The sequence below is a fragment of the Streptomyces sp. NPDC031365 genome, from assembly GCF_055569765.1.
In genome coordinates this window covers 1-24,668 of sequence record NZ_JBVIIM010000026.1, presented here as the reverse complement: position 1 = coordinate 24,668, position 24,668 = coordinate 1, and the positions used below count along the sequence as shown (strand labels likewise).

Annotated in this window: 20 protein-coding genes and 1 pseudogene; 7 read left to right on the top strand and 14 right to left on the bottom strand. The window is 70.3% G+C overall.

Features of this window, described 5'->3' with window-relative positions:
- Positions 1 to 39: 39 nt before the first annotated feature.
- A complete protein-coding gene (locus ACZ5C2_RS29745; RefSeq protein WP_468798182.1) occupies positions 40 to 1,251 on the bottom strand; it encodes an acetate kinase in 1,212 nt (403 codons plus the stop codon).
- The gene (gene pta, locus ACZ5C2_RS29740) at positions 1,248 to 3,359 is read right to left on the bottom strand and encodes a phosphate acetyltransferase (RefSeq protein WP_468798179.1); all 2,112 of its coding nucleotides are present in this window, start codon (positions 3,357 to 3,359) and stop codon (positions 1,248 to 1,250) included. The genes ACZ5C2_RS29745 and pta overlap by 4 nt, the downstream gene beginning before the upstream one ends.
- Positions 3,360 to 3,580: 221 nt before the next feature.
- Between pta and ACZ5C2_RS29735 the strand changes: the two genes are divergently transcribed.
- Entirely contained in the window at positions 3,581 to 4,606 is a 1,026-nt protein-coding gene (locus ACZ5C2_RS29735; protein ID WP_468798176.1) for an ATP-dependent 6-phosphofructokinase, read from the top strand.
- An 87-nt stretch (positions 4,607 to 4,693) separates the two neighbouring features.
- On the opposite strand, the gene ACZ5C2_RS29730 is transcribed toward ACZ5C2_RS29735, so the two are convergent.
- Positions 4,694 to 5,488, bottom strand: a complete 795-nt coding sequence (locus ACZ5C2_RS29730) for a hypothetical protein (protein WP_468798173.1) — start codon at positions 5,486 to 5,488, stop codon at positions 4,694 to 4,696.
- 104 nt (positions 5,489 to 5,592) lie between these two features.
- Here ACZ5C2_RS29730 and ACZ5C2_RS29725 point away from each other — a divergent pair, with 104 nt between their 5' ends.
- Positions 5,593 to 5,766 (top strand): DUF7848 domain-containing protein, encoded by a 174-nt coding sequence (locus tag ACZ5C2_RS29725; RefSeq protein ID WP_468798170.1) that lies wholly within the window; start codon positions 5,593 to 5,595, stop codon positions 5,764 to 5,766.
- 41 nt (positions 5,767 to 5,807) lie between these two features.
- Here ACZ5C2_RS29725 and ACZ5C2_RS29720 read toward each other — a convergent pair whose 3' ends face one another.
- Complete coding sequence (locus ACZ5C2_RS29720) at positions 5,808 to 7,793, bottom strand: tetratricopeptide repeat protein (protein WP_468798438.1); 1,986 nt, start codon at positions 7,791 to 7,793, stop codon at positions 5,808 to 5,810.
- A gap of 91 nt (positions 7,794 to 7,884) precedes the next feature.
- Entirely contained in the window at positions 7,885 to 8,751 is an 867-nt protein-coding gene (locus ACZ5C2_RS29715) for a 5'-methylthioadenosine/S-adenosylhomocysteine nucleosidase family protein (protein ID WP_468798167.1), read from the bottom strand.
- A 25-nt stretch (positions 8,752 to 8,776) separates the two neighbouring features.
- Between ACZ5C2_RS29715 and ACZ5C2_RS29710 the strand changes: the two genes are divergently transcribed.
- Positions 8,777 to 9,316 carry a hypothetical protein gene (locus ACZ5C2_RS29710; protein ID WP_468798164.1) on the top strand — a complete coding sequence of 180 codons (540 nt, stop codon included), beginning with the start codon at positions 8,777 to 8,779 and terminating at the stop codon, positions 9,314 to 9,316.
- Positions 9,317 to 9,620: 304 nt separating this feature from the next.
- On the opposite strand, the gene ACZ5C2_RS29705 is transcribed toward ACZ5C2_RS29710, so the two are convergent.
- From ACZ5C2_RS29705 to ACZ5C2_RS29690, 4 genes are all read right to left on the bottom strand, one after another.
- Positions 9,621 to 10,028 (bottom strand): type II toxin-antitoxin system VapC family toxin, encoded by a 408-nt coding sequence (locus ACZ5C2_RS29705; protein WP_468798161.1) that lies wholly within the window; start codon positions 10,026 to 10,028, stop codon positions 9,621 to 9,623.
- Complete coding sequence (locus ACZ5C2_RS29700) at positions 10,025 to 10,300, bottom strand: hypothetical protein (protein WP_468798158.1); 276 nt, start codon at positions 10,298 to 10,300, stop codon at positions 10,025 to 10,027. Before ACZ5C2_RS29700 ends, ACZ5C2_RS29705 begins: the two co-directional genes overlap by 4 nt.
- A gap of 78 nt (positions 10,301 to 10,378) precedes the next feature.
- On the bottom strand, positions 10,379 to 11,062 hold the full coding sequence (locus ACZ5C2_RS29695; RefSeq protein ID WP_468798155.1) for a response regulator: 684 nt from the start codon (positions 11,060 to 11,062) through the stop codon (positions 10,379 to 10,381).
- Positions 11,059 to 12,696: a sensor histidine kinase gene (locus ACZ5C2_RS29690; protein WP_468798152.1), complete on the bottom strand. Its 1,638-nt coding sequence runs from the start codon at positions 12,694 to 12,696 to the stop codon at positions 11,059 to 11,061. Before ACZ5C2_RS29690 ends, ACZ5C2_RS29695 begins: the two co-directional genes overlap by 4 nt.
- Before the next feature lie 158 nt (positions 12,697 to 12,854).
- Between ACZ5C2_RS29690 and ACZ5C2_RS29685 the strand changes: the two genes are divergently transcribed.
- The 4 genes from ACZ5C2_RS29685 to ACZ5C2_RS29670 all read left to right on the top strand — a co-directional run bounded on the left by ACZ5C2_RS29685 (position 12,855) and on the right by ACZ5C2_RS29670 (position 17,619).
- Entirely contained in the window at positions 12,855 to 14,252 is a 1,398-nt protein-coding gene (locus tag ACZ5C2_RS29685; RefSeq protein ID WP_468798149.1) for a cation:dicarboxylate symporter family transporter, read from the top strand.
- 218 nt (positions 14,253 to 14,470) lie between these two features.
- A complete protein-coding gene (locus ACZ5C2_RS29680; protein ID WP_468798146.1) occupies positions 14,471 to 14,899 on the top strand; it encodes a MerR family transcriptional regulator in 429 nt (142 codons plus the stop codon).
- Positions 14,900 to 14,904: 5 nt separating this feature from the next.
- A complete protein-coding gene (locus ACZ5C2_RS29675) occupies positions 14,905 to 15,219 on the top strand; it encodes a thioredoxin family protein (RefSeq protein ID WP_468798435.1) in 315 nt (104 codons plus the stop codon).
- A gap of 168 nt (positions 15,220 to 15,387) precedes the next feature.
- A complete protein-coding gene (locus ACZ5C2_RS29670; protein WP_468798432.1) occupies positions 15,388 to 17,619 on the top strand; it encodes a HelD family protein in 2,232 nt (743 codons plus the stop codon).
- A gap of 514 nt (positions 17,620 to 18,133) precedes the next feature.
- On the opposite strand, the gene ACZ5C2_RS29665 is transcribed toward ACZ5C2_RS29670, so the two are convergent.
- The 5 genes and pseudogenes from ACZ5C2_RS29665 to ACZ5C2_RS29645 form a co-directional block, all read right to left on the bottom strand.
- Positions 18,134 to 18,256: a hypothetical protein gene (locus tag ACZ5C2_RS29665; RefSeq protein WP_468798143.1), complete on the bottom strand. Its 123-nt coding sequence runs from the start codon at positions 18,254 to 18,256 to the stop codon at positions 18,134 to 18,136.
- A gap of 13 nt (positions 18,257 to 18,269) precedes the next feature.
- Positions 18,270 to 20,762 (bottom strand): 1,4-alpha-glucan branching enzyme, encoded by a 2,493-nt coding sequence (gene glgB, locus ACZ5C2_RS29660; protein WP_468798140.1) that lies wholly within the window; start codon positions 20,760 to 20,762, stop codon positions 18,270 to 18,272.
- A 134-nt stretch (positions 20,763 to 20,896) separates the two neighbouring features.
- Positions 20,897 to 22,315: a maltokinase N-terminal cap-like domain-containing protein gene (locus ACZ5C2_RS29655; RefSeq protein WP_468798137.1), complete on the bottom strand. Its 1,419-nt coding sequence runs from the start codon at positions 22,313 to 22,315 to the stop codon at positions 20,897 to 20,899.
- A 162-nt stretch (positions 22,316 to 22,477) separates the two neighbouring features.
- Positions 22,478 to 24,193 carry a maltose alpha-D-glucosyltransferase gene (treS, locus tag ACZ5C2_RS29650; protein ID WP_468798134.1) on the bottom strand — a complete coding sequence of 572 codons (1,716 nt, stop codon included), beginning with the start codon at positions 24,191 to 24,193 and terminating at the stop codon, positions 22,478 to 22,480.
- A pseudogene (locus ACZ5C2_RS29645) lies at positions 24,190 to 24,668 on the bottom strand (alpha-1,4-glucan--maltose-1-phosphate maltosyltransferase); the annotation flags it as partial. The pseudogene ACZ5C2_RS29645 and the gene treS, both read right to left, overlap by 4 nt.

The following is a 24,668-nucleotide window of genomic DNA, read 5'->3' as shown; positions in this document are numbered from 1 at the left end:
ATTCCGTCTGGCGGAAGATACACATGAGAAAGTCCCTGCTCAGTTGTGTTTTCCGACCAGTGCGTAGGTCTGCTGTGCGATCTCCATTTCCTCGTCCGTCGGCACCACCGCGACAGCGACCCGCGCACCGTCGGGCGAGACCAGCCGCGGCCCGTCACCCCGCACGGCGTTGCGCCCGCCGTCGACCGCCAGGCCCAGCCCTTCCAGGCCCGCCACGGCGGCCTCCCGTACCGGGGCGGCGTTCTCGCCCACCCCGGCGGTGAAGGTCACCGCGTCGACCCGTCCGAGAACGGCGTAATAGGCACCGATGTACTTCTTCAGACGGTGAATGTAGATGTCGAACGCGAGCTTCGCCCGTTCGTCACCCTCGTCGATCCGGCGCCGGATCTCCCTCATGTCGTTGTCCCCGCACAGTCCCACCAGACCGCTCTTCTTGTTGAGAAGAGTGTCGATCTCGTCGGCGGACATGTTGCCAACACGCATCAAATGGAAGATGACGGCCGGGTCCATGTCTCCGGACCGCGTACCCATCACCAGCCCCTCCAAGGGCGTCAGCCCCATGGACGTGTCCACGCAGCGTCCGCCCCGCACCGCCGTGGCGGACGCCCCGTTGCCCAGGTGCAGCACGATGACGTTCACCTCCTCGGGGGCCTTCCCCAGCAGCCTCGCGGTCTCCCGGGAGACATACGCGTGCGAGGTGCCGTGGAAGCCGTAGCGGCGGATGCGGTGCTCGTCGGCGGTCTTCACGTCGATCGCGTAGCGGGCGGCCGACTCCGGCATCGTGGTGTGGAAGGAGGTGTCGAAGACGGCGACCTGCGGCAGGTCCGGGCGCAGCGTCATGGCCGTGCGGATACCGGTGAGGTTGGCGGGATTGTGCAGCGGTGCCACCGGGATCAGCCGCTCGATCTCCGCGAGCACCCGGTCGCCGATCACCGTCGGCTCGGTGAAGTACTTCCCGCCGTGCACCACCCGGTGGCCGATCGCGGCCAGCTCGGGGGAGTCCAGGCCCAGCCCGTCGGCGGCGAGTTCCTCGGCCATCGCCCTCAGGGCGGCGTCGTGGTCGGCGACCCGGCCGGTCCGCTCCCGGGTCTCCCCGCCCGGCGTGAGCGGCGTGTGCCGCACCAGCGAGGTCCGCTCGCCGATCCGCTCGATCAGGCCGGTGGCCAGCCGGCTGCTGTCACCCATGTCCAGCAGCTGGTACTTCACGGACGAGGAGCCGGTGTTGAGGACGAGGACACGGGACGGGCTCACTGGGCGGCTGCCTTCTCGCTCGGGGCCGGGGAGGACGGGACCGCGGACTGGGCCTGGATCGCCGTGATGGCGACGGTGTTGACGATGTCCTGGACCAGGGCGCCCCGGGACAGGTCGTTGACGGGCTTGCGCAGACCCTGGAGCACCGGGCCGACGGCGATCGCGCCGGCCGAGCGCTGCACGGCCTTGTAGGTGTTGTTGCCGGTGTTCAGGTCGGGGAAGATCAGCACGGTCGCCTGACCGGCCACATCCGAGCCCGGCAGCTTGGTCGCCGCGACCGAGGGCTCCACGGCCGCGTCGTACTGGATCGGCCCCTCGATCCGCAGATCCGGACGGCGGGAGCGCAGCAGCTCGGTGGCGGTGCGCACCTTGTCCACGTCGGCGCCGGAGCCGGACGTGCCCGTCGAGTACGACAGCATCGCGATCCGCGGCTCCACGCCGAACCGCGCGGCCGTGACCGCCGACTGCACGGCGATGTCGGCGAGCTGCTCGGCGTCCGGGTCGGGGTTGACCGCGCAGTCGCCGTAGACGAGCACCTTGTCGGCCAGGCACATGAAGAAGACCGAGGAGACGATCCGCGCGTCCTCGCGGGTCTTGATGATCTCGAAGGCCGGCCGGATCGTCGCGGCCGTGGAGTGCACCGAGCCGGACACCATGCCGTCGGCGAGGCCCTCCTGCACCATCAGCGTGCCGAAGTAGTTCGCGTCGGAGACGACGTCATAGGCCAGCTCCACGGTGACGCCCCGGTGGGCGCGCAGGGCCGCGTACTGCTCGGCGAAGGAGTCCCGCAGTTCGGAGGTGGCCGGATCGATCACCTGGGTCCCGCCGAGGTCGACACCGAGGTCGGCGGCCTTCTTGCGGATCTGCTCGACGTCACCGAGCAGGGTCAGCTCGCACACGCCCCGGCGCAGCAGGACCTCCGCCGCGTGCAGCACCCGCTCCTCGGTGCCCTCGGGGAGCACGACCCGGCGCAGGTCGGAACGGGCCTGCTCGAGCAGCTTGTGCTCGAACATCATCGGGGTGACGCGGTCGCTGCTCGGCGCGGAGACACGCTGGGTCAGCTCCGCGGTGTCGGCGTACCGCTCGAAGAGTCCGAGTGCCCGTTCCGCCTTGCGCGGGGTGGCCGCGTTCAGCTTGCCCTCCAGGGAGAAGAGCTGCTCGGCGGTGGGGAAGCTGGTGCCCGGCACCGAGATCACCGGGGTGCCTGGGGCGAGCCGGTCGGCGAGGGTGAGGATGCGCTCGCCGGGTACCTCGTCCAGGGTCAGCAGCACCCCGGCTATCGGCGGGGTGCCGGCGCTGTGCGCGGCCAGTGCGCCGACGACCAGGTCCGCGCGGTCGCCCGGGGTGACCACCAGGCAGCCCGGGGTCAGGGCGGCGAGGAAGTTCGGCAGCATCGCACCGCCGAAGATGAAGTTGAGGGCGTCGCGGGCGAGTCCGGAGTCGTCGCCGAGCACCACCTTGGCGCCGAGGGTGTGCGCGATCTGGGAGACGGTCGGGGCGGAGAGCGCCGGCTCGTCGGGAAACACGTAGCAGGGCACCGGCAGGCGGTTGGTGAGCCGCTCGGCGATCTCGTCGCGGTCCTCGCGGGCGACCCGGTTGACCGCCATGGCCAGCACGTCGCACCCCAGGGTGGCGTAGGCGCGGTAGGCGTTGCGGGTCTCGGCGCGCACCGACTCGGCGGTCTGCCTGCGGCCCCCCACGACCCCGATCACCGAGGCGCCGAACTCGTTGGCCAGCCGGGCGTTCAGGGCCAGTTCGTCGGGGAACTGGGTGTCGGCGTAGTCGGTGCCGAGAACGAGCACGACGTCGTAGTCGCGGGCGACCAGGTGGAACCGGTCCACGAGGATGGACACCAGTTCGTCCGTGCCCTGCTCGGCCTGGAGCGCGGACGCCTCGTGGTAGTCGAGGCCGTAGACGGTCGCCGGGTCCTGGGTGAGCCGGTAGCGGGCCCGCAGCAGTTCGAAGAGGCGGTCCGGCCCGTCGTGCACCAGGGGACGGAACACACCCACCCGGTCGACCTGCCTGGTGAGGAGCTCCATGACCCCGAGTTCGACGACCTGCCGGCCGTCGCCGCGGTCGATACCGGTCACGTACACGCTGCGGGTCACGCGCGCTCTCCGTTTCGTCGGGGGCCGCAAAGTCATCGGCGGGGCCGCAAGAGTCATCGTGGGGCCCACAAAAATCGCCCACTGAGGTGTGCGGATCCCTCTTGACACTACCTCTGGCGGTGGCTAGGACGCCCGCCCGCCCGGCGTCCTCACGGCGCTGGGGGACATGAAACAATCGGACTGGCTCACCGGTATCGACAGGGACCAGGAGACACAGCACGATGCGTATCGGAGTTCTCACCGCAGGCGGCGACTGCCCCGGCCTGAACGCAGTGATCCGGTCGGTCGTGCACCGCGCGATCGACAACTACGGCGACGAGGTCATCGGCTTCGAGGACGGCTACTCGGGCCTGCTCGACGGCCATTACCGCACCCTCGACCTCGACGCCGTCAGCGGCATCCTGGCCCGGGGCGGCACCATCCTCGGCTCCGCCCGGCTGGAGCGCGACCGGTTGCGCGAGGCCTGCGAGAACGCCTCCGACATGATCCGCGACTTCGGCATCGACGCGCTGATCCCCATCGGCGGCGAGGGCACGCTCACGGCGGCGCACATGCTGTCCGAGGCCGGTCTGCCGGTGGTCGGGGTCCCGAAGACGATCGACAACGATATCTCCTCCACCGACCGCACCTTCGGCTTCGACACCGCCGTCGGAGTCGCCACGGAGGCGATGGACCGCCTCAAAACCACCGCCGAGTCCCATCAGCGGGTGATGGTCGTCGAGGTCATGGGCCGGCACGCGGGCTGGATCGCCCTGGAGTCCGGCATGGCCGCCGGCGCCCACGGCATCTGCCTGCCCGAGCGTCCCTTCGATCCGGCCCAGCTGGTCAAGATGGTGGAGGAACGCTTCGCCCGCGGCAAGAAGTTCGCGGTGATCTGCGTGGCCGAGGGCGCGCACCCGTCCGACGGCACCATGGACTACGGCAAGGGCGAGATCGACAAGTTCGGCCACGAGCGCTTCCAGGGCATCGGTACGGCCCTGGCCTACGAGCTGGAGCGCCGCCTCGGCAAGGAGGCCAAGCCGGTCATCCTCGGCCACGTCCAGCGCGGCGGTGTGCCCACGGCGTACGACCGCGTCCTCGCCACCCGCTTCGGCTGGCACGCGGTGGAGGCCGCGCACCGGGGCGAGTTCGGCAGGATGACGTCCCTGCGGGGGACCGACATCGTGACGGTGCCGCTGGCGGAGGCGGTCACGGAGCTGAAGACGGTCCCGACGGACCGCATGGACGAGGCGGAGTCGGTCTTCTAGGAAGGCTGCGTTTCTGAGAGGGCGCGGGAGGGTTCCTCGCCGTCCCGCACCCTCCCGTCTCAGGGGATCCACCTTGCCCGCTCCTCGTCAGGGACAGGAACCGGCGGTCGCCGCGTCGCGTGTTCCCGCGGCGAACCTCTCGACCTGACCGTCGTTCAGGTCGAACACGATGACCCTTCCGCCGAACCGTGGCGCGGTGGGTGCGAACACCAGCCGCTCGGATCCGTCCCCCACCGAATCCGTGGTGATCTCGTCCCCGTAGGTGTCGAAGAGCTCGTCCCGTCCGGTGTCGACGCGCATCCCGGAGGCCGTGGAGATAGTGGCCGGTGGTTCCACGGATACGGCGACGAGGGAGTTCTCCATGAACATCAGTGACAGCCCGTCGGGCGATTCCGCCAACGTGCCGTCGGTGCAGTGTGAGGCGTCACCGACCATGGTGAGCGGGGAACCGGCCGCTTTCTCCACCTGCTCACCGCTCATCCCGATACGCACCGGGCCTATTCCGTCGACCGTGACGGATTCACGGTGGAGGTCGACCTGGCTCACCTCGGTCTCGGATCGCTTCACGAACTCCCGGCCGCTCCAGGCCCAGGTGACATGACGGAGTATCGAAGGCTGGCCGTGTGTGTCCTGTTCTCCGTAGAACGCGAGATCGGCGGACAGCCGGCCGTCTTCGACCTTCAGTGTGTCCGGCCGATACTCGGGAGAGAAGCCGTCGACCTCGAAGGTGGGCGTGCGCCCGATCTCGGTTCCGTCACCGCTGCGATAGATGCGTAGCTCCTGATCGAAGTAGTTCGTCGGCTGCGGGTGGCAGTAGAAGAGAACGGCCGTAACCTCGCCCAGGTGAGGTATGGCGCCGTGGACGATCCGCTGGATCTCCACCTCCCAGTAACCCTCTCTTCCGATCCCGCCGTCCCTCGCCGTCCCGGCTCCGTCGAGCCGGAAGCCGACGAGGGCGCCCCGCAGGTCATTTACTCCGCCCGCGCGTGGCGTGCGGGGCAGAGGCGCCGACGTCGGACGACTTCCCTGAACCTGTCGAGGTGTGGGCGCTGAAACACACGGGCCGGAATCCGGCCCATCGGCAGTGCAAGGCCATGGTCGAGACCTATGGGCGAGTGACCCCGGCGGAGGGCAACCCCTATCGCCAGTTCGACACCTGAGTACACCCGGAAGCATGCGGGGAATGGGCTCGGGCGGGGAGTCATTCCGGTTGTTCGGCGGCGCGAGTGCGGGCCTGGGTGGCTTCGGTGGGGGCGTCGGCGCGGGTATAGGCGTCGGCGGCCTGGAGGTAGGCGGCGCGGGCGTCGGCGGGGCGGTGGATGGTCTTGTAGACGTGGGCCAGGTTGCGAAGGGTCTGCCCCTCGCCGTACCAGTCCTCGAACTCCCTGAAAATCTCCAGACCCTTGCCGTAAGCCTCGATCGTCTCCTCTACCTGGCCGGCAGCTCGCAGGGCATTGCCGAGGTTGTGCCAGGCCTGGCCCTCGCCGTGGCGGTCTTCGGCGGCCTGTAACAGGTCGCGGGCCCGGGTGTGGGCGTCGATCGCCTCTCCAGTCCGGCCCGCCCCCTGCAGGGCGTTGCCGAGGTTGTTCCACGCCATGGCCTCGCGGTGGCGGTCTCCAGCGGCCTGGTATAGGTCCCGGGCCCAGGCGTGGGCGTCGATCGCCTCCTCCGTCCGGCCCGCAGCTCGCAGGGCGTTGCCGAGGTTGCCCCACGTTATAGCCTCGTCGTGGGGTTCTCCGGCGGCCTGGTACAGGTAGCGGGCCTGGCTGTGGGCGTCGATCGCCTCCCCAGTCCGGCCCGCCACCAGCAGGGCGTTGCCGAGGTTGTTCCACGCGTTGGCCTCGTTCAGGCGGTCCCCGGCAAGCCGCGCGGCACCGAGTGCAGCTTGCGCAACGGCGATCAAGTCATCGAAGTACCGCCGCCAGTCCAGGTACTCCCCCAGGCACTCGGCCAGCCGCATCGCCGTGCCCGCGAACCGCTCCTCCCGCCCCCACCCCACCGCCGCAACCAGAACCGCCCGTTCCGCGTCCAGCCACGCCAATGCTTTCCTCCGGTCCCCGAACCGTTCCGGCACCGGCTTGCCCGGCAGCCACCTCAACCGATCATCAGCCGCTTCCGCCCACTGCGCGTAGTACTCCAGCACTCGCTCCTGCGCGGCCTCCCCCTCATCCCGCAGCCCCGCTTCCCCTGCCACCACACCCGCTCCGAATACCCGCACCAAGTCATGCAACCGCCACCGCATGGCGGAAGCCGTCCCGTTGCCGCCACCCACTGGCTTGACGAGACCCCTAGCGGCCAGATCCTCCAGCAGTGACAGCACGGAGCTGGTGTCGAGGTCGGCAAGAGCGGCGATCGCCTCTGTGCCGGTCTCCGCACCTGGTGCGAGGCAGAGCAGGCGTAGCAGCCGGGCCTGGTCGAACGGCAATCGGTGATAGGAGGTCTCCAGAACCGGCCGCAGGACGAGTGAGCGTCCATACAGGTCCGTTCCGGGACTGCCACGGTCGAGGACGATGGTCGCGTCCCCGGCCTCCCGGATCTCGGCCACCAGAGAGGCGATGTCCCGATGGCGACGTCGACGCAGCATGCCCGCCGCGATCTGTAGGGCCAGGGGTAAATGACCGCAGAGATAGGCCAGTTCGCTTAGTGCGTCAGGTTCACGTGACGGCCGGTCGTCCCGTTCGTCGGTGTCGTGCAGGGCACGGGTCAGAAGGGCGACGGAGTCGTCCGGGGCGAGTGCCTCCAGGTCGATCAGGCGAACCGGAAGGGCGTCGGGGCGGTCCCGGGAGGTGATGAGCACCCGGTGGTGGTCCGTGCCGGGCAGGAGCGGCAGGTACTGGACGGGATCCGAGGCGTTGTCCAGGATCAGCAGCATCCGGTTCCGTCGTTCGGCGAGGAGCACGCGGTACGCGTCGTACTGGCGGTCCGCCGTCGGGGGCAGCTCCCCGTCCCGTACGCCGAGGGCGTCGAGCAGGGACAGGACCGCCTGGTCAGCCGTGACCGGATCCTCGTCGTACCCGCGCAGGTCCACGAAGAGCGTTCCGCCCGGGAACCAGCCCTTCCCACGGGCTCGGTGCGCCGCCTCCACCGCCAGTGCGGTCTTGCCGACGCCGCCCATCCCTGTGACGGCGAAGATGAGGAGCGGGAGCGCAGCCGTGTCGTTCTCGTCGGGGGAGAGGTGCGGGAGCAGGCGGTCCAGGTCCTCCGATCGGCCGGTGAAGCCCAGCGGGCGGGGTGGGAGGGTGGCGGTCGCTCGCGGGACCGGGCCGTGGACGGTTCCTTTACCACTGCCCTCCGCTCTGCTTGCCGGTGACAGGCCCGTGGAAGGTGCTGCCCCGGAAGTCGGTGTGGTCTCCGCAGTACGTCGCTCCGCGGTCCCCGTGTCGATGAGGGCTCTCCTCGGAGTCGGAGGAACCCTCGCGGGGCCGGTGCTTGTGCAGCACCGCCACCGTCACCGCCGCAGCCTGCTCGGCGGCGCGCCTCTGCGTACCCGAGGCGTCGGCCTTGTGCTTCTTGGCGTCGGCCCGGTCACTGATGCCCCGGATCACCAGGGCATCCAGCCGGCCGTTCAGGTGGGCCGCCTGGAGGGCCCCGGAGCCCTCCATCTCGATCGCACCCGCGTCGTTGTAGTTCCCGCGGATGAACCGGGCGATATCGGACTCGGCGTCCGCCAGTACGACGTCGCCCGTGGCGATCGGCAGGAAGTGCGCCCCCACGTCGGGCATGTCCCGCACGGCGGAACGGGCCGCCTGTTCGAGCGCGTGCGAGCCCGGCAGGGCCTTCGGCCGGACCAGGAAACCCTCTGGCGCCTGCTTGCCGCCGTGGATCTCGTACACCTGCGTGCCTACGACGACGTCACCGATCTCGACGTCGTCCTTCAGGCTGCCGGCCACACCGACGAAGAACACGGCCTCGGGGCGCAGCCAGTTGATGAGCTGTGTGGTGAGAGCGGCAGCCCGATCGGCGCCCATGCCCAACTCGCCGATGGCAACGTGCCACGAAGTGCCGGGTAGTTGTCCCTTCTCGACTCTGGTCCCGTCACGATGTACGAGCTCTCGCCGCTCATCGACGTGTGCACGAACAGCGGCATACTCGAGCGGAAGTGCGGTCAGGACCAGAACAGTGGGCCGGGTCTCCTGCATAGTCATAAGTTAGCTGGGGGAAGGGGATCGAGTGCCGGAACAGGACCTGAGCGTCGGGCAGTTGCTGCTCGCCGAGTACCAGACCGTGAAGGACGAGCAGAAGGTGAGGATCGGGTTCCGGGACAACCTCCTCTACGTGACGCTGGCCGTCGTGGCTGCTGTCATCGCCGCCACGGCCCAGGCGAAGCAGCCCTCGATGCTCCTGGCGCTGCCGCCGGTCTGCCTCGTTCTCGGATGGACCTACCTCGTCAACGACGAGAAGATCTCGGCGATCGGCCGCTACGTCCGGGACGATCTGGGACCCCGGCTGGCCGCCCTCGCGGCGCACGGGAGTGGTTTCACGACGTTCGGATGGGAGGCGTACCACCGGAGTGACACCCGGCGCCGGTCCCGCAAGATGATCCAGACCATGATCGATCTGACCGCATTCTGCGCGGTACCGCTGGCCGCCCTGGTCGTGTTTTGGGTGAACGGCGACGGCGGCGGGCTGCTGGTCACGCTGTCGGTGCTGGAGGCGCTTGCCGTGGCGGGGCTTGGCTCGCAGGTCGTGCGGTATGCAAAGGTGGCATGAACGCCGTTTTTGAGTATCACCTTTGACACACAGCCACGACTTGTTGAGGGGGGCGATGCTCCGTATGGGAGCGGCACTGCTGGCGGCCCTGGCCGAAGGCGCGGGCGGGGACGGCGGACGCCGGGCGATGGAGAGGTCGGCGCGGACGGTGGGGCTCGATGTCGGCGCTCCCGCCCGGGACATCGCCGAGGCGACACAGGGCCCAGCACAGCGGGAGGCCCTCGCCCGGCCGCTCGAGCACGTGCGGGGACCTGGGCCGGCCCACGGGCGATCTTTACCGTGCGCGGTGAACGGACCGCCGACCTCAGAGGTCCTTGATCTGTACGCGGTCACCGCACAGTTTCGACCAGTCGTCACGGTCCGAGGTCAGCACCAGCGCGGGTGCCGGGACGCGAAGCGCCATCGCGGCCACGAGGGCGTCGATGGCGTATTTGTGACCGTGCAGGCCACCGGCCTCGCTGAGGAGTCGCACCGCGGTGAGGCTGTCCGCGTGGGTGACGTCCTGGACCTGAAGGCGGGAGAGCACCCAGTGCAGCCGGGCGGTGTCCGTCTTTCCGTACACGGCCTCCACTACCGTCAGGGCGGATACGAGGACGGGTACGCCTACGCGTCGAGCAGCCTCGATCCGCGTGATCATTTGGCGGTCGTTGCGCAGAAGCAGCGACAGGGCCTGGGAGTCCAGCACCAGGGACCTGACCGGGGGTGCCTTCATGCGGCGCCGGCGCCGGACGCGTACGGCGCCGGAGTGTCACCGAACAGTTCGAGCTCCGCGGCTCGGACCTCGGCCTCGCTCAACGGTTCGTGTTCGTTCTCGTAGGCGGCCACGATCTCGGCGAGGCCGTCCATCGCGAGTTGGTGCCGGACAGCCGCCGTCACGTAGGCGGATACGCCGCGCTTGCCGGTGCGCGTGCGCAGAGCGCTGAGGAGTTCCGAAGGCATCGAGACGGAGATGTTCTCCGTGCTGCCAGGGCGGGGTGACTTCATAGGAACCATTCTAGTACACAAACTATTACACAGTGTGGGATCCGGTGAGGACCGCATCCGTGGCCGCGGCGGTGCCGGTCACGGCCTGCTCACCCAGCGGTACCGCAACTCCGGTCGGCCGACGGTGCCGTACTGCGGGCGTCGGGCCGCGCGGCCGGCGTCCACCAGGTGCTCCAGATAACGCCGAGCCGTGATCCGGGAGATCCCCACCGCCTCGGCGACCCCCGCTGCCGTCAGCCCGTCCTCCACCTCCCGCAGCGCCCCCGTCACCCGCTCCAACGTCGGCCCGCTCAGCCCCTTCGGCAACGCAGCCGGCCCCGGCGCCCGCAGCGCCGCCAGCGCCCTGTCCACCTCCGCCTGGCCGCTGGCCTCGCCGACCGCCGCACGGAACTCGGCGTACCGCACCAGCCGGTCCCGCAGGGTCGCGAACGTGAACGGCTTCAGTACGTACTGCACGACCCCGAGCGACACCCCCTCCCGCACGACCGCCAGATCCCGCGCCGACGTCACCGCGATCACGTCGGCGTGGTGCCCGGCCACCCGCAGCGAGCGCGCGAGTTGGAGTCCGTGCACATCGGGCAGGTGCAGGTCGAGGAGGAGCAGGTCGACGGGTGTGCGGTCCAGGACCCGTCGTGCCTCCGCCCCACTCTGTGCCTTCCCGACGGCGACGAACCCGGGCACCCGCCCGACGTACATCACATGGGCGTCGGCGGCGACCGGGTCGTCCTCGACCACCAGCACTCTGATGGGCTGCCCGGTCATACGGCGCCTCCCGCACTCTCCACGACAGTGGAGCCCTTCAGCGGCAGCCGGGCCTCGAACACCGCGCCGCCCCCGTTCTCGGAGGTCACCGAGAGCGCGCCGCCGTGCCGGGTCACCGCCTGCTGGACGAGGGCCAGGCCCAGACCCCGCCCGCCGGGGCCGGACGGTTTGGTCGTGAAGCCGCGGCGGAAGACCGCCTCCGTGTGGTCCGGGTCCACCCCGGGGCCGGTGTCCGAGACCCGCAGGATGAGCTCCGAGCCGTCCTCCTCGGTCAGTGCCGTCACCGTCACCCGCGGGTGCACCCCGCCCTGCGCCGCGTCCACGGCGTTGTCGACCAGGTTGCCGAGGATGGTCACCAGGTCCCGGGCAGGCAGGGTGTCCGGGAGCAGGCCGTCGTCCAGCCGGCTGTCGGCCGACACCACCAGCTCCACGCCGCGCTCGTTGGCCTGGGCGGTCTTGCCCAGCAGCAACGCCGCCAGGACCGGCTCGCTCACCGCCGCCACCACCTGGTCGGTGAGCGCCTGCGCCAGCTCCAGCTCGGCCGTCGCGAACTCCACCGCCTCCTCGGCCCGGCCCAGCTCGATCAGCGAGACCACGGTGTGCAGCCGGTTCGCCGCCTCGTGCGCCTGTGAACGCAGCGCCTGGGTGAAGCCACGCTCCGAGTCCAGCTCACCCATCAGCGACTGGAGCTCGGTCACGTCCCGCAGGGTCACCACCGACCCGCGCCGCTGGCCCCCGGTGACCGGCGAGGTGTTCACCACCAGCACCCGGTCCGCCGTCAGATGCACCTCGTCCACCCGGGGCTCGGACGCGAGCAGCGCGCCGGTCAGCGGCGCCGGAAGACGCAGCTCCGCGACCGATCTGCCCACCACGTCCTCCTCCTGGTCCACTCCCAGCAACTCCCGGCCGCCGTCGTTGATCAGCGCCACCCGGTACTGTCCGTTCAGCATCAGCAGCCCCTCGCGCACGGCGTGCAGCGCGGCCTGATGGTAGTCGTGCATGTGGCTGAGCTGGGACGCGTTCATCCCGTGGGTGTGACGGCGCAGCCGGGCGTTGATGACATACGTGCCGATCGCACCGAGCCCGAGCGCCCCGGCCGCGACCACGAGCAGCGCGGTCAGCTGACCCTGGGCGCGCTGGCTGATCTCCTCGACCCTTATGCCGGCGCTGACGAGTCCGACGATCCGGTCGCCGTCCCGGATCGGGGTGACCGCGCGGACCGACGGGCCGAGGGTACCGGTGTACGTCTCGGTGAAGGTACGCCCCTCGAGCGCGGGACCCGTGTGCCCCTGGAAGACCAGGCCGATCTGGTCCGGGTTGGGGTGGGTCCAGCGGATGCCCCGCGGATCCATGATCGTGACGAAGTCGACGCCGGTGTCGCGCACCACGGCCAGCGCGTACGGCTGGAGCCGGGCCGAGGGGTCGGACGTACGGATCGCCTCCCGCACGGACGGGGAGTCGGCGACCGCACGGGCCACCGAGGTCGCCTGGCGGCCCGCCGCCTCCTCGGTCTGGCTGCGGTCACCGACGTAGGTGAACAGCGCGTACCCGGCCACGACGACCGCGATGAGCACGGCCTGCATGGCGAAGAGCTGGCCCGCGAGGCTGCGGGGCGCAGGGAGGGTGAGGCGCATCCCGCCAGTCTGCCTGGCGCCTCCACGGTGAACTAAATGAACGGAAGGGTGACCGCCGTCACAGGGCGCGACATAGTCACGGCGTTCCCCGAAACACCCATTCCCCGGACGTGAGCCGCACGCCGGTGATACCGACGACGTCGTCAAGGAGGGCCGCCGTGACCAGCACATCCGCTCCGGCACCTGCCGCACCCAAAGCCAAGCGGGACCGCACGCACTATCTCTACATCGCGGTGATCATCGCGGTCGCCCTCGGTGTCGCCGTCGGTCTGATCGCACCGGATTTCGCGGTCGAGCTGAAGCCGATCGGCACCGGGTTCGTGAACCTGATCAAGATGATGATCTCGCCGATCATCTTCTGCACCATCGTGCTGGGCATCGGCTCGGTGCGGAAGGCGGCCAAGGTCGGCGCCGTCGGCGGCATCGCCCTCGGCTACTTCATGGTGATGTCGGTCGTCGCGCTCGCCATCGGCCTGGTCGTGGGCAACATCCTGGACCCGGGCACCGGCCTCGCGATCACCGACGCGGTCAAGGAGACCGGCCACGCACAGGTCGACGCGGAGGCCAAGGACACCGCCGAGTTCCTGCTCGGCGTCATCCCGGCCACCATCGTGTCCGCCTTCACCTCCGGCGAGGTCCTGCAGACCCTGCTGGTCGCCCTGCTCTGCGGTTTCGCGCTGCAGGCCATGGGCGACGCGGGCCAGCCGGTCCTGCGCGGCATCGAGCACATCCAGCGGCTGGTCTTCCGGGTCCTGGCCATGATCATGTGGGCCGCCCCGGTCGGCGCCTTCGGTGCCATGGCCGCGGTCACCGGCTCGGCCGGCCTGGACGCGCTGAAGAGCCTCGCCGTGCTGATGCTCGGCTTCTACGTCACCTGTGTGCTGTTCATCTTCGTGGTACTCGGCACGATGCTGCGGATCGTCGCGGGCCTGAACATCTGGACCCTCTTCCGCTACCTGGGCCGTGAGTTCCTGCTGATCCTGTCCACCTCCTCGTCCGAGTCGGCGCTGCCGCGCCTCATCGCGAAGATGGAACACCTGGGCGTCAGCAAGCCGGTGGTCGGCATCACCGTCCCGACCGGCTACTCCTTCAACCTCGACGGCACCATGATCTACATGACCATGGCCTCGCTGTTCATCGCCGACGCCATGGGTACGCCGATGTCGATCGGCGAGCAGATCCCGCTGCTGCTGTTCCTGCTGGTCGCCTCCAAGGGCGCCGCGGGTGTCACCGGCGCGGGCCTGGCGACCCTGGCCGGCGGTCTGCAGTCGCACAAGCCCGCCATGGTGGACGGCATCGGCCTGATCGTCGGTATCGACCGCTTCATGAGTGAGGCCCGCGCCCTGACCAACTTCGCCGGCAACGCGGTCGCCACGGTGCTGGTCGGCACCTGGACCAAGGAGATCGACAAGGTCCGGGTGGCCGAGGTCCTCGCCGGCCGCGTCCCCTTCGACGAGCAGACGCTGCTGGACGACCACGGCAGTGCCGGCGAAACGGACGAGGCCCGTGCCGAGCTGCCCGAGCCGGGCGGCGAGAAGGAACTGGCCAAGGCCTGACGCCCCCCGTGGACCCGGGCGACCAGGACGCTCCCCCGTTCCTCGGCCGCCCGGTCGCCGGAGGCCCGCAGGGTCTCCACCGCCGCCGGGCGGCCGGGCTCCTCCCCCGTGAGCCCGGCCGCCCGGCCGTGTCCGTGCCCTGTCCGGCACGCCCGGCGGCCCCGTCCGCACCGTCCGCCCTTTCCCTGACGCCGACGTCAAGGCCTACGGTCGTCGGTATGCGAATCGGCGAGCTGGCCGCACGCGCCGGGACGACCACGCGGACGCTGCGGTACTACGAATCCCGCGGGCTGCTGCCCGCCCGGCGGACGACCAACGGTTACCGGACCTACGACGAGAGCGATCTGAAGCTGCTGCGGCAGATCCGCACGCTCCAGGACTTCGGGTTCGACCTGGAGGAGACCCGCCCGTTCGTGGAGTGTCTGCGGGCAGGGCACCCGGAGGGTGACGCGTGTCCCGCCTCGCTCCAGGTGTACCGGCGCAAGCTGGACGAGCTCGACGCGCTGATCGGCGAGTTGCGGGCGGTGCGGGCGGAGGTCGGGCAGCAGTTGACGCGCGCCGAGCGGGCGCGGGAGGAGCTGGCCGCCGGGTCGGTGGTTCCGGGTGGTCCGGAGCCGTTGTGCGAACTGGGAGGGGAACCGCGGTGAAGGGTGTGCCCGAGGTGACGGACGCGGATTTCGCGCGAGAGGTGATCGGGGCGGAGCTGCCGGTGCTGGTGGAGTTCACGGCCGACTGGTGCCCTCCCTGCCGGCAGATGGCCCCGGTGCTGAGCGCGCTGGCCGCCGAGGAGGAGGGACGGCTGAAGGTCGTTCAGCTGAACGTGGACGCCAATCCGGAGACGACCAACGCCTACAAGGTGCTGTCGATGCCGACCTTCATGGTGTTCCGTGAGGGGGAGCCGCTGCGGTCGATGGTGGGGGCGAGGCCGAAACGGCGGCTGATGGAGGAACTGGCCGACGTACTCTGACCTGCCGGACCTCACAAGAAAACCCCCGGGCAATTGCGCTCGGGGGTTTTCTTTGCGTATATTCATTGATTCGCGACTTCGGAAGGCAGGGGTCGCAATGAGGCTCAGTGAGCACAGTATATCCGGGCGGGAGTGGAATTGTCAAACACCGAATTTCCGGACGAGGAATTGCGACAGGAACAGGAATTCATCGACGGACTGTACGCACGCGTGGACGTCCTGCGCGGTGATGCCGAGGACTCCGTCACGGACGCGCTCGCCCAGGGCCACACCCCCCGTCAGGCCAGGCTGGAGCGGGACATCCTCGTCGCCGAGCGTTCCGGGCTGCTCGCCGCGCTGAACGCGGTGGACGGCTCCCTCTGCTTCGGCCGGATCGACCTCACCTCCGGCGAGACCCACCACATCGGACGCATCGGCCTGCGCGCCGACGACGCCGAGCGCACGCCGGTCCTGATCGACTGGCGCGCCGATGTCGCCCGCCCGTTCTACCTGGCCACCGGCCACACCACGATGGGCCTCGGGCGCCGTCGGCACATCGCCACCGAGGGCCGCCGGGTCACCGCCCTGCACGACGAGATCCTCGACCTCGGCGACGAGACCCGCACCGGCCACGAGGACCCCTCCGGCGACGCCGTACTGCTCGCCGCGCTCGACTCCGCGCGCACCGGCCGGATGGGCGACATCGTGCGCACCATCCAGGCCGACCAGGACCGCATCATCCGCGCCCCCCATCGCGGGGTCATGGTCGTCGAGGGCGGTCCCGGCACCGGCAAGACCGCCGTCGCCCTGCACCGCGCCGCGTTCCTCCTCTACGAGCACCGCGAGCTGCTGGCCCGCCGCGCCGTCCTGATCGTCGGCCCCAACCCGGCGTTCCTCGGCTACATCGGCGAGGTGCTGCCCAGCCTCGGCGAGACCGGTGTGCTCCTGGCGACCGTCGGCGAACTGTTCCCCGGGGTCAGGACCACACGGACCGACACCCCCGGGGCCGCCGCCGTCAAGGGGCGGGCGGCGATGGCCGACGTCCTCGCCGACGTCGTACGCGACCGGCAGACACTGCCCGACCCGGTGATCACGATCGAGCACGACCGCGAGATCCTCATGCTCGACGACGGCCTGGTGAACGTCGCCCGCGAACGCACCCGTGCCGCGAGGCTGCCGCACAACGTGGCCCGGGAGCACTTCGAGGGCCACATCCTCAACGCGCTCACCGACATGGTCGCCGAACGCATCGGCACCGACCCCTACGACGGCGGCAATCTGCTCGACCCCAGTGACATCACCCAGATCCGCGACGAACTCGCCGACAACCCCGAGGTCTGGTCCGCCATCGACCAACTGTGGCCCCGTGTCACCCCGCAGCGCCTGGTCGCCGAATTCCTCGCCGCCCCCGAGGGCTACCTCTCCGACGAGGACGCCGCCACGGTCCGCCGCCCCGTCACCCGGCACTGGACCGTCTCCGACGTGCCCCTGCTCGACGAGGCCGCGGAGCTCCTCGGCGAGGACGACCGGCTCGCCCGCGAGCGCGCCGAGCGGGAGCGTCAGACGCAGGTCGCCTTCGCCCAGGGCGTCCTGGACGTCTCCTACGCCTCGCGCACCTTCGAGTTCGAGGACAAGGAGGACGACGACCCGGACTCCTCCGAGGTGCTCTCCGCGCACGACATCATCGACGCCGAACGCTTCGCCGAGCGGCACGAGGAGGACGACCACCGCAGCGCCGCCGAACGCGCCGCCGCCGACCGCACCTGGGCGTTCGGGCACATCATCGTCGACGAGGCGCAGGAACTGTCCCCGATGGCGTGGCGGCTGCTGATGCGGCGCAGCCCGACCCGTTCGATGACCCTGGTCGGCGACCCGGCGCAGACGTCGGAGGCGGGCGGTGTCGGCGCCTGGGCGGACATCCTCACCCGCTATGTCGAGGACCGCTGGGAGCACACCCGGCTGGCCGTCAACTACCGCACCCCGGCCGAGATCATGGACGTGGCCGCCGCGGTCGTCCGCGCCGAGCACCCCGGTTTCGAGCCGCCCGGCTCCGTGCGCTCCACGGGCGTACGTCCCTGGGCCCGCGCCACCGACGACCTGCCCGGTGCCGTCGCCGGGGCCGTCGCCGAACTCACCCCCGCCGAGGGCCGCCTCGCCGTCATCGCCCCGCGCGAACTGCACCGCGCGCTGGCCGCCCGGCTGGAGGGGGTGAGGGCCGGCGCCGAACCGGATCTGACGCACGGCGTCGTGCTGCTCGACCCGCGTCAGGCCAAGGGGCTGGAGTTCGACTCGGTCCTCGTGGTCGAACCGGGCCGTTACGGCACCAGCGACCTGTACGTGGCACTCACCCGCGCCACCCAGCGCCTCGGCGTCCTGCACACCGGGCCGCTGCCGAAGCCGCTGGCCGAGGCCATGAACTGAGCGCCGGGGCGGGGCCGGCCGTCCGGATCGGACCGCGGGCAACCGGCGGCGCCGCGCCGGCGCCGCCGGCCGGGGCCGGCGTGGTCAGCCGCGAGGCGGAGGTGGAGCCGACGTGACGGGCGTCCCTCCCGCGTGAGCGAAGCTGGGCGTGGGTCCCGCGACGGGCGGTCCCGCCCCTCGGCCCCGGCAACGGAGCGGTCACCCGCTCCCGCGCCCCATCCGTCAGCTCTTCGCGACCCACCCCAGGATCAAGTACCGGAGTCGGCGTGGTCCACCACCGCGGTGAAGCAGGATCAGCCGTCCACCTCGGGATTCCGCGGCGATGACGGGACCTCCGGAGCAGGCGCCGCGGCGTCGAGCAGGCGTCGAACCGCACCGGGCTCGTAGAGGTTGAGCCAGGCCTGATCGGGGAGACGCAGCACCGTGCCGGCCTCGACGTACGAGGTCGAAGCGATTCTGTGCCGGCTCGGGGGAAGACCAGGGACAACCGGCGCCGACCGTTCTGCGCCGACCCCTACGTGAAAAGGGAGAGGGTCAGCCGGCAGTCGGCGTAGTCGGGTCTCACCCGCTGCCGGACCGTCCAGTACCGGACGGTCCCGTCCACCACGAGGCGGCGGACACGTCGGTCGTTCCCCATCGGGTCACTGTAGCTAGGCCGGGCGCAGCCACACCGTCGCCAGGGGTGGCAGGGTCAGTCGGATGCTTGCCGGGTAGCCGTGCCAGCCCTTTGGTTCCGGCTTGACCGGGTCGGGGTTCGTGATGTCACCGCCGCCGTAGCGGCCGGTGTCGGTGTTCAGGGCCTCGTGCCAGGCGGGCACGTCGTCGGGGACCCCGATCCGGTAGTCGTGGCGGACCACCGGCGCGAAGTGCGACACCGCGAGCAGCGGGGTGCCGTCGGAGTCGTAGCGCAGGAAGGCGAACACGTTGTCCTCGGCGGCGTCCCCGGTGACCCACCGGAAACCGGACGGCTCGGTGTCGCCCCGCCACAGCGCCGGGGTGTGCCCGTAGACGGAGTTGAGGTCGCGGACCAGATCGCGCACCCCACGGTGGTCGGCCTCCGCGCCGTAGTGCGGGTCAAGGAGCCACCAGTCCGGGCCGTGCGCCTCCGACCACTCCGCGCCCTGCGCGAACTCCTGTCCCATGAAGAGGAGCTGCTTGCCCGGGTGGGCCCACATGAAGCCCAGATAGGCACGCAGGTGGGCACGTTGCTGCCACCAGTCGCCGGGCATCTTCGACACCAGCGACCCCTTGCCGTGCACCACCTCGTCGTGCGAGATCGGCAGCACGTAGTTCTCGCTGTACGCGTACACCATCGAGAACGTCATCTCACCGTGGTGGTACCGCCGGTGGACCGGTTCGTGGCTCATGTACGCGAGCGAGTCGTGCATCCAGCCCATGTTCCACTTCAGACCGAAGCCCAGCCCGCCGAAGCCGCTCGGACCCTTGTGGTGGGTGGCCCGGGTGACGCCGTCCCAGGCGGTGGACTCCTCCGCGATCGTCACGACCCCCGGCACCCTGCGGTACAGGGTCGCGTTCATCTCCTGAAGGAACGCCACCGCGTCCAGGTTCTCCCGGCCGCCGTGCTCGTTCGGCGTCCACTGGCCGGGCTCGCGCGAGTAGTCGAGGTAGAGCATCGAGGCGACCGCGTCCACCCGCAGCCCGTCGATGTGGAACTCCTCGCACCAGTACAGGGCGTTGGCGACCAGGAAGTTGCGCACCTCGCGCCGTCCGAAGTCGAACTCCAGGGTCCCCCAGTCGGGGTGGGCCGCCCGCAGCGGATCCTCGTGCTCGTACAGCGGCCGACCGTCGAACTCGGCCAGTGCCCACTCGTCGCGCGGGAAGTGCGCAGGCACCCAGTCCATGAGTACGCCGATCCCGGCCCGGTGCAGGGCGTCGACCAGGTACCGGAAGTCGTCGGGGGAGCCGAGGCGGGCCGTGGGCGCGTAGAACCCGGTGACCTGGTAGCCCCAGGAGCCGCCGAAGGGATGCTCGGCCACCGGCATCAGCTCGACGTGGGTGAAACCGAGGTCCTTCACGTACGCCGGGAGCTGATCGGCGAGCCCGCGATAGGTCAGGCCGGGACGCCAGGACGCCAGGTGCACCTCGTAGACGGAGAACGGCGCCCGGTGCGCGGACACCTCCGCCCGGCGCTCCAGCCACTCCGCGTCACCCCACTCGTACGCCGAGGACGTGATGATCGACGACGTCGCCGGCGGCACCTCCGTACGGCGGGCCAGCGGATCGGCGCGCAGCGTCTTCGAGCCGTCGGGGCGGGTGATCTCGAACTTGTACAGCTCGCCCTCGCCGACCCCCGGCACGAACAGCTCCCACACCCCGGTGCCGCCCAGTGACCGCATGGGGAAGCCGCTGCCGTCCCAGAAGTTGAAGGTGCCTGCCACCCGCACCGCGCGCGCGTTCGGCGCCCACACCGAGAAGCGGGTGCCGGTGACGCCCTGGTGGGTCATCGGGTGCGCGCCCAGCACCGTCCACAGTTCCTCGTGCCGGCCCTCGCCGATCAGGTGCAGATCGAGCTCGCCGATGGTCGGCAGGAAGCGGTACGCGTCCTCCGTCTCGTGCACCGCCCCTTCGTACGCCACCAGCAGCCGGTACGCCGGGACCTCGCGCAGCGGCAGCAGTCCCGAGAAGAAGCCGTCCCCGTCGTCGTGCAGCTCGACGTTCAGGCCCCCGGAGACGACGGTCACCGCCAGGGCGTAGGGCCGGAACGCCCGGAAGGCGACTCCGCCGGGCACCGGGTGCGCGCCGAGCACGGAGTGCGGGGCATGATGCGTACCGCTCAGCAGCCGGTCCCGGTCGCCGGCGTCCACGGCGGGGGAGACGGCGATCTCCCTCTCGGGAGGGCCGGGCTGCGCGACGGACTGCGGGGCGGTGGTGTCCTGCGGGACGTACCGCGGTGCGGTGGTGTCCTGCTCGGCCTTCTTCTTCGGCGCGCCCTTCTTGGCCGGGGTCTTCTTCGCCGCCGCCTTCCCCGCGGCCTTCCCCGCGGCCCCTGCCGCCTTGCCTGCCGCCGCCTTCCCCGGGGTCTTCTTCGCCGCCTTCTTCTCGGTCGCCGCCTTCGCGGCCGTGGCCTTCACCGCGGCGGCGGTCTTCCTCGCAGGGGTCTTCTTCGCACTGGCCTTCTTCACGGCTGCCTCCTTCCGCGCGGGCGCCGGTGGCTCGGTGCGCCGCTGCTCGGCCGGCTGCTCCGGATGCGGACCGCTGGACGTGGGGCGGGGGGTCACGGGCGAGGCCTCCTGGGCACAGGTCGGGGCGGGTCGGGTCAGATCCGGTCGGACGAGGCGAGCCGGTGCACGGCGGCCAGCGGTACGGGGAGCCAGTCGGGACGGTGCCGGGCCTCGTAGACCGCTTCGTAGACCGCCTTGTCCGTCTCGTACGCGCGCAGCAGCACCGGCTCGGTGCGCGGATCGCGGCCCGATGCCTCCGCGTACCCGGAGCAGTACGCCGCCCGGCAGTGCGCGGCCCAGTCCGGCTGCGGCGGGTCCACGGACCGGGCCGCGTAGTCGAAGGACCGCAGCATGCCGGCGACGTCCCGCACCGCCGGCTGCGGCATCCGCCGCTCCGTCAGCGGACGGGCCGGTTCCCCCTCGAAGTCGATCAGCGACCACTCTCCCGCCGGGGACCGCAGACACTGCCCCAGGTGCAGATCGCCGTGCACCCGCTGGGCGGTCCAGGTGCGGCCCCCGGCGGCCAGATCGTCCAGCGCCGTGTACGCGGAGCGCAGCCCGTCCGCGTGCGGCCGCAGCGCCGGCACCGCGTGCACGGCCGCGTCGAGTCGCTCGGTCATGCCGTCGACCATGGAGCGCAGCTGGGTGTGGCCCAGGGTGACGGTCGGCAGGGCGCGGGCCAGGGCGGTGTGCACCTCGGCCGTGGCACGCCCGAGGGCCCGCGCCTCGGCGGCGAAGTCCTCGCCCTTGGCCAGCTCCCGCAGGGCCAGCTCCCAGCCGTCCGTCGCGCCCTGTACGAACGGCTGGAGCACCCCCAGGACGTACGGTTCGACCGCCGGGGGCGGCGCGGGTGCGTCCTCGGGGTCGGTGACCAGCCAGGCTGTCGGCGGGGGCACCCGGGGGCAGCCCTCGCGGGCCAGCGCCAGCGGGAGCTCGAGGTCGGGGTTGACCCCGGGCAGGATCCGGCGCAACAGCTTGAGAATGAAGGTGTCTCCGTAGACGACCGAAGAGTTCGACTGCTCGGCCGTCATCAGACGCGGCATCAGACCGGGGCGGATCTCCTGGCTCGGGTCCCGTTCGAAGCGAAGCCCGCCGATCCGGGCCTGGGTGCGCAGGGCTTCCAGGAGCAGCTCGGCGGGCCGGGTGTCGTGCAGGGCCTCGTAGACCGTCCGTCCGGCCAGCGGGCCCCGCGTCACATGACCGATCAGCGCGGGCGCGAGCCGGGGCGGCAGCGCCTCGCGCACGCCTATGAACAGCTGGTAGCAGTCACCGGGCTGATCGTGGCCGGCATGTCCGGCCTGGAGGGGCTGGTGGGCGCGCACCAGCAGGTGGTACAGGCCCAGCTTGGCGGTGGGCGGCAGCAGCTCGGTGGCCGCGACCAGGGCGAACCCGCTGACCGGGCGGCCCTTGCCCGCGAACCAGCGCTGCCGCGGCAGCCACTCCCGCAGCAGCGGATCCAGTGACGCAAGGAGGCCGGGCGGGGTCGTGACGGTGCGTGTGACGGCTTCCGACATGGCGTCGCGTCCTTTCCGCGTCGGGTGCGGAGGAGCGTCGGGTTGCGAGAAGGGTGCCCAGGGCGGGACGGAGGAAACCGTCCCGCCCCGATGGCGGCCGGAGGAGGCCTCACCGGCGGATGCGGCTCGGACCCCGTTCACCTGAATGGCGTAACCCTGTCGCTACTCACCGTGCTCTCGCGTCTCGTTGTGTCGTAGCCGGAACCAGTAGAAGCCGTGTCCCCCGAGGGTCAGCAGGTAGGGCAGTTCGCCGATGGCCGGGAACCGCACCCCGCCGAACAGCTCGACCGGGTGCCGTCCCTCGAAGGCACTGAGATCCAGCTCGGTGGGCTGTGCGAAGCGTGAGAAGTTGTTCACGCAGAGCACCAGGTCGTCCTCGTGCTCGCGCAGGAAGGCGAGGACGGCCGGGTTGGAGGACGGCAGCTCGGTGTAGGAGCCGAGACCGAAGGCATGGTTCTGTTTGCGGATCTCGATCATCCGGCGGGTCCAGTGCAGCAGCGAGGACGGGGACGCCATGGACGCCTCGACGTTGGTGACCTGGTAGCCGTAGACGGGGTCCATGATCGTGGGCAGGAAGAGCCGGCCCGGGTCGGAGGAGGAGAAGCCGGCGTTGCGGTCGGGGGTCCACTGCATCGGTGTGCGCACCGCGTCGCGGTCGCCGAGCCAGATGTTGTCGCCCATGCCGATCTCGTCGCCGTAGTAGATGATCGGCGAGCCCGGCAGTGAGAGCAGCAGGGCGTTGAAGAGCTCGATCTGGTTGCGGTCGTTGTCCAGCAGGGGGGCCAGACGGCGGCGGATGCCGATGTTGGCGCGCATACGGGGGTCCTTGGCGTACTCCGCCCACATGTAGTCGCGTTCGTCGTCGGTGACCATCTCCAGGGTCAGCTCGTCGTGGTTGCGCAGGAAGATGCCCCACTGGCAGCCCGAGGGGATGGCCGGGGTCTTGGCGAGGATCTCGGAGACGGGGTAGCGCGATTCGCGCCGCACGGCCATGAAGATGCGGGGCATGACCGGGAAGTGGAACGCCATGTGGCACTCGTCGCCGCCGGCGGAGTAGTCGCCGAAGTAGTCGACGACGTCCTCCGGCCACTGGTTCGCCTCGGCCAGCACCACCGTGTCCGGGTACTGCGTGTCGATCTCCTTGCGCACCCGCTTCAGGAACGCGTGTGTCTCCGGGAGGTTCTCGCAGTTCGTCCCCTCCCGCTGGTACAGATACGGCACCGCGTCCAGCCGGAACCCGTCGATGCCCAGGTCCAGCCAGAACTTCAGCGCGGAGATCATCTCCTCCTGGACCGCCGGGTTCTCGTAGTTCAGATCCGGCTGGTGCGAGAAGAAGCGGTGCCAGTAGTACTGCTTGCGTACGGGGTCGTACGTCCAGTTGGAGGCCTCGGTGTCGACGAAGATGATCCGCGCGTCCTGGAACTGCTTGTCGTCGTCGGCCCACACGTAGTAGTCGCCGTACGGTCCCTCGGGATCCTTCCTCGACTCCTGGAACCACGGATGCTGGTCGCTGGTGTGGTTCATGACGAAGTCGATGATCACGCGCATGCCGCGCTGGTGCGCGGAGTCGACGAACTCCACGAAGTCGGCGAGGTCGCCGAACTCGGGCAGCACGGCGGTGTAGTCGGCGACGTCGTAACCGCCGTCGCGCAGGGGGGACTTGAAGAACGGCGGCAGCCACAGGCAGTCGACACCCAGCCACTGCAGATAGTCGAGTTTGGCGGTCAGACCCTTCAGGTCGCCGATGCCGTCACCGTCGCTGTCCTGGAAGGAGCGGACGAGGACCTCGTAGAAGACGGCACGTTTGAACCAGTCCGGGTCCCGGTCCTTTGCGGGAGTGTCCTCGAAGGTGTCCGGGACGGGTTCGTTGACGATCATGTGGTGGCTGACCCTCCGATCTGCTGGGTGGACGGTCGCAGAACCCCGCTGTGCTCATCGGAGAGCCCGTTCCCGGACCCCTGACCGACGACGAGCACATGCGCCCCGCCCGGGCCAAGACGCACATAGTTGGCCCTGCCCCATGAATAGACCTCGCCGGTGAGCTCGTCGCGCATCGGCACCGACTCGTGCCAGTGCAGGCCGAGTCGCGGCATGTCCAACGAGACCGTGGCCTCCTGGGTGTGGTGGGGGTCGAGGTTGGCGACCACCAGAACGGTGTTCGAACCCTTCCGTTTCGAGTACGCGATGACCGCCTCCTGGTCGGCCTGGTGGAAGTGGAGGTCGCGCAGTTGCCGCAGCGCGGGATTGTCCCGGCGGACGGTGTTGAGTTTCGTGATGAGGGGGGTGATGGTCCGCCCTTCCTTCTCGGCCGTTTCCCAGTCGCGGGTGCGGAGCTGGTACTTCTCGCTGTCGA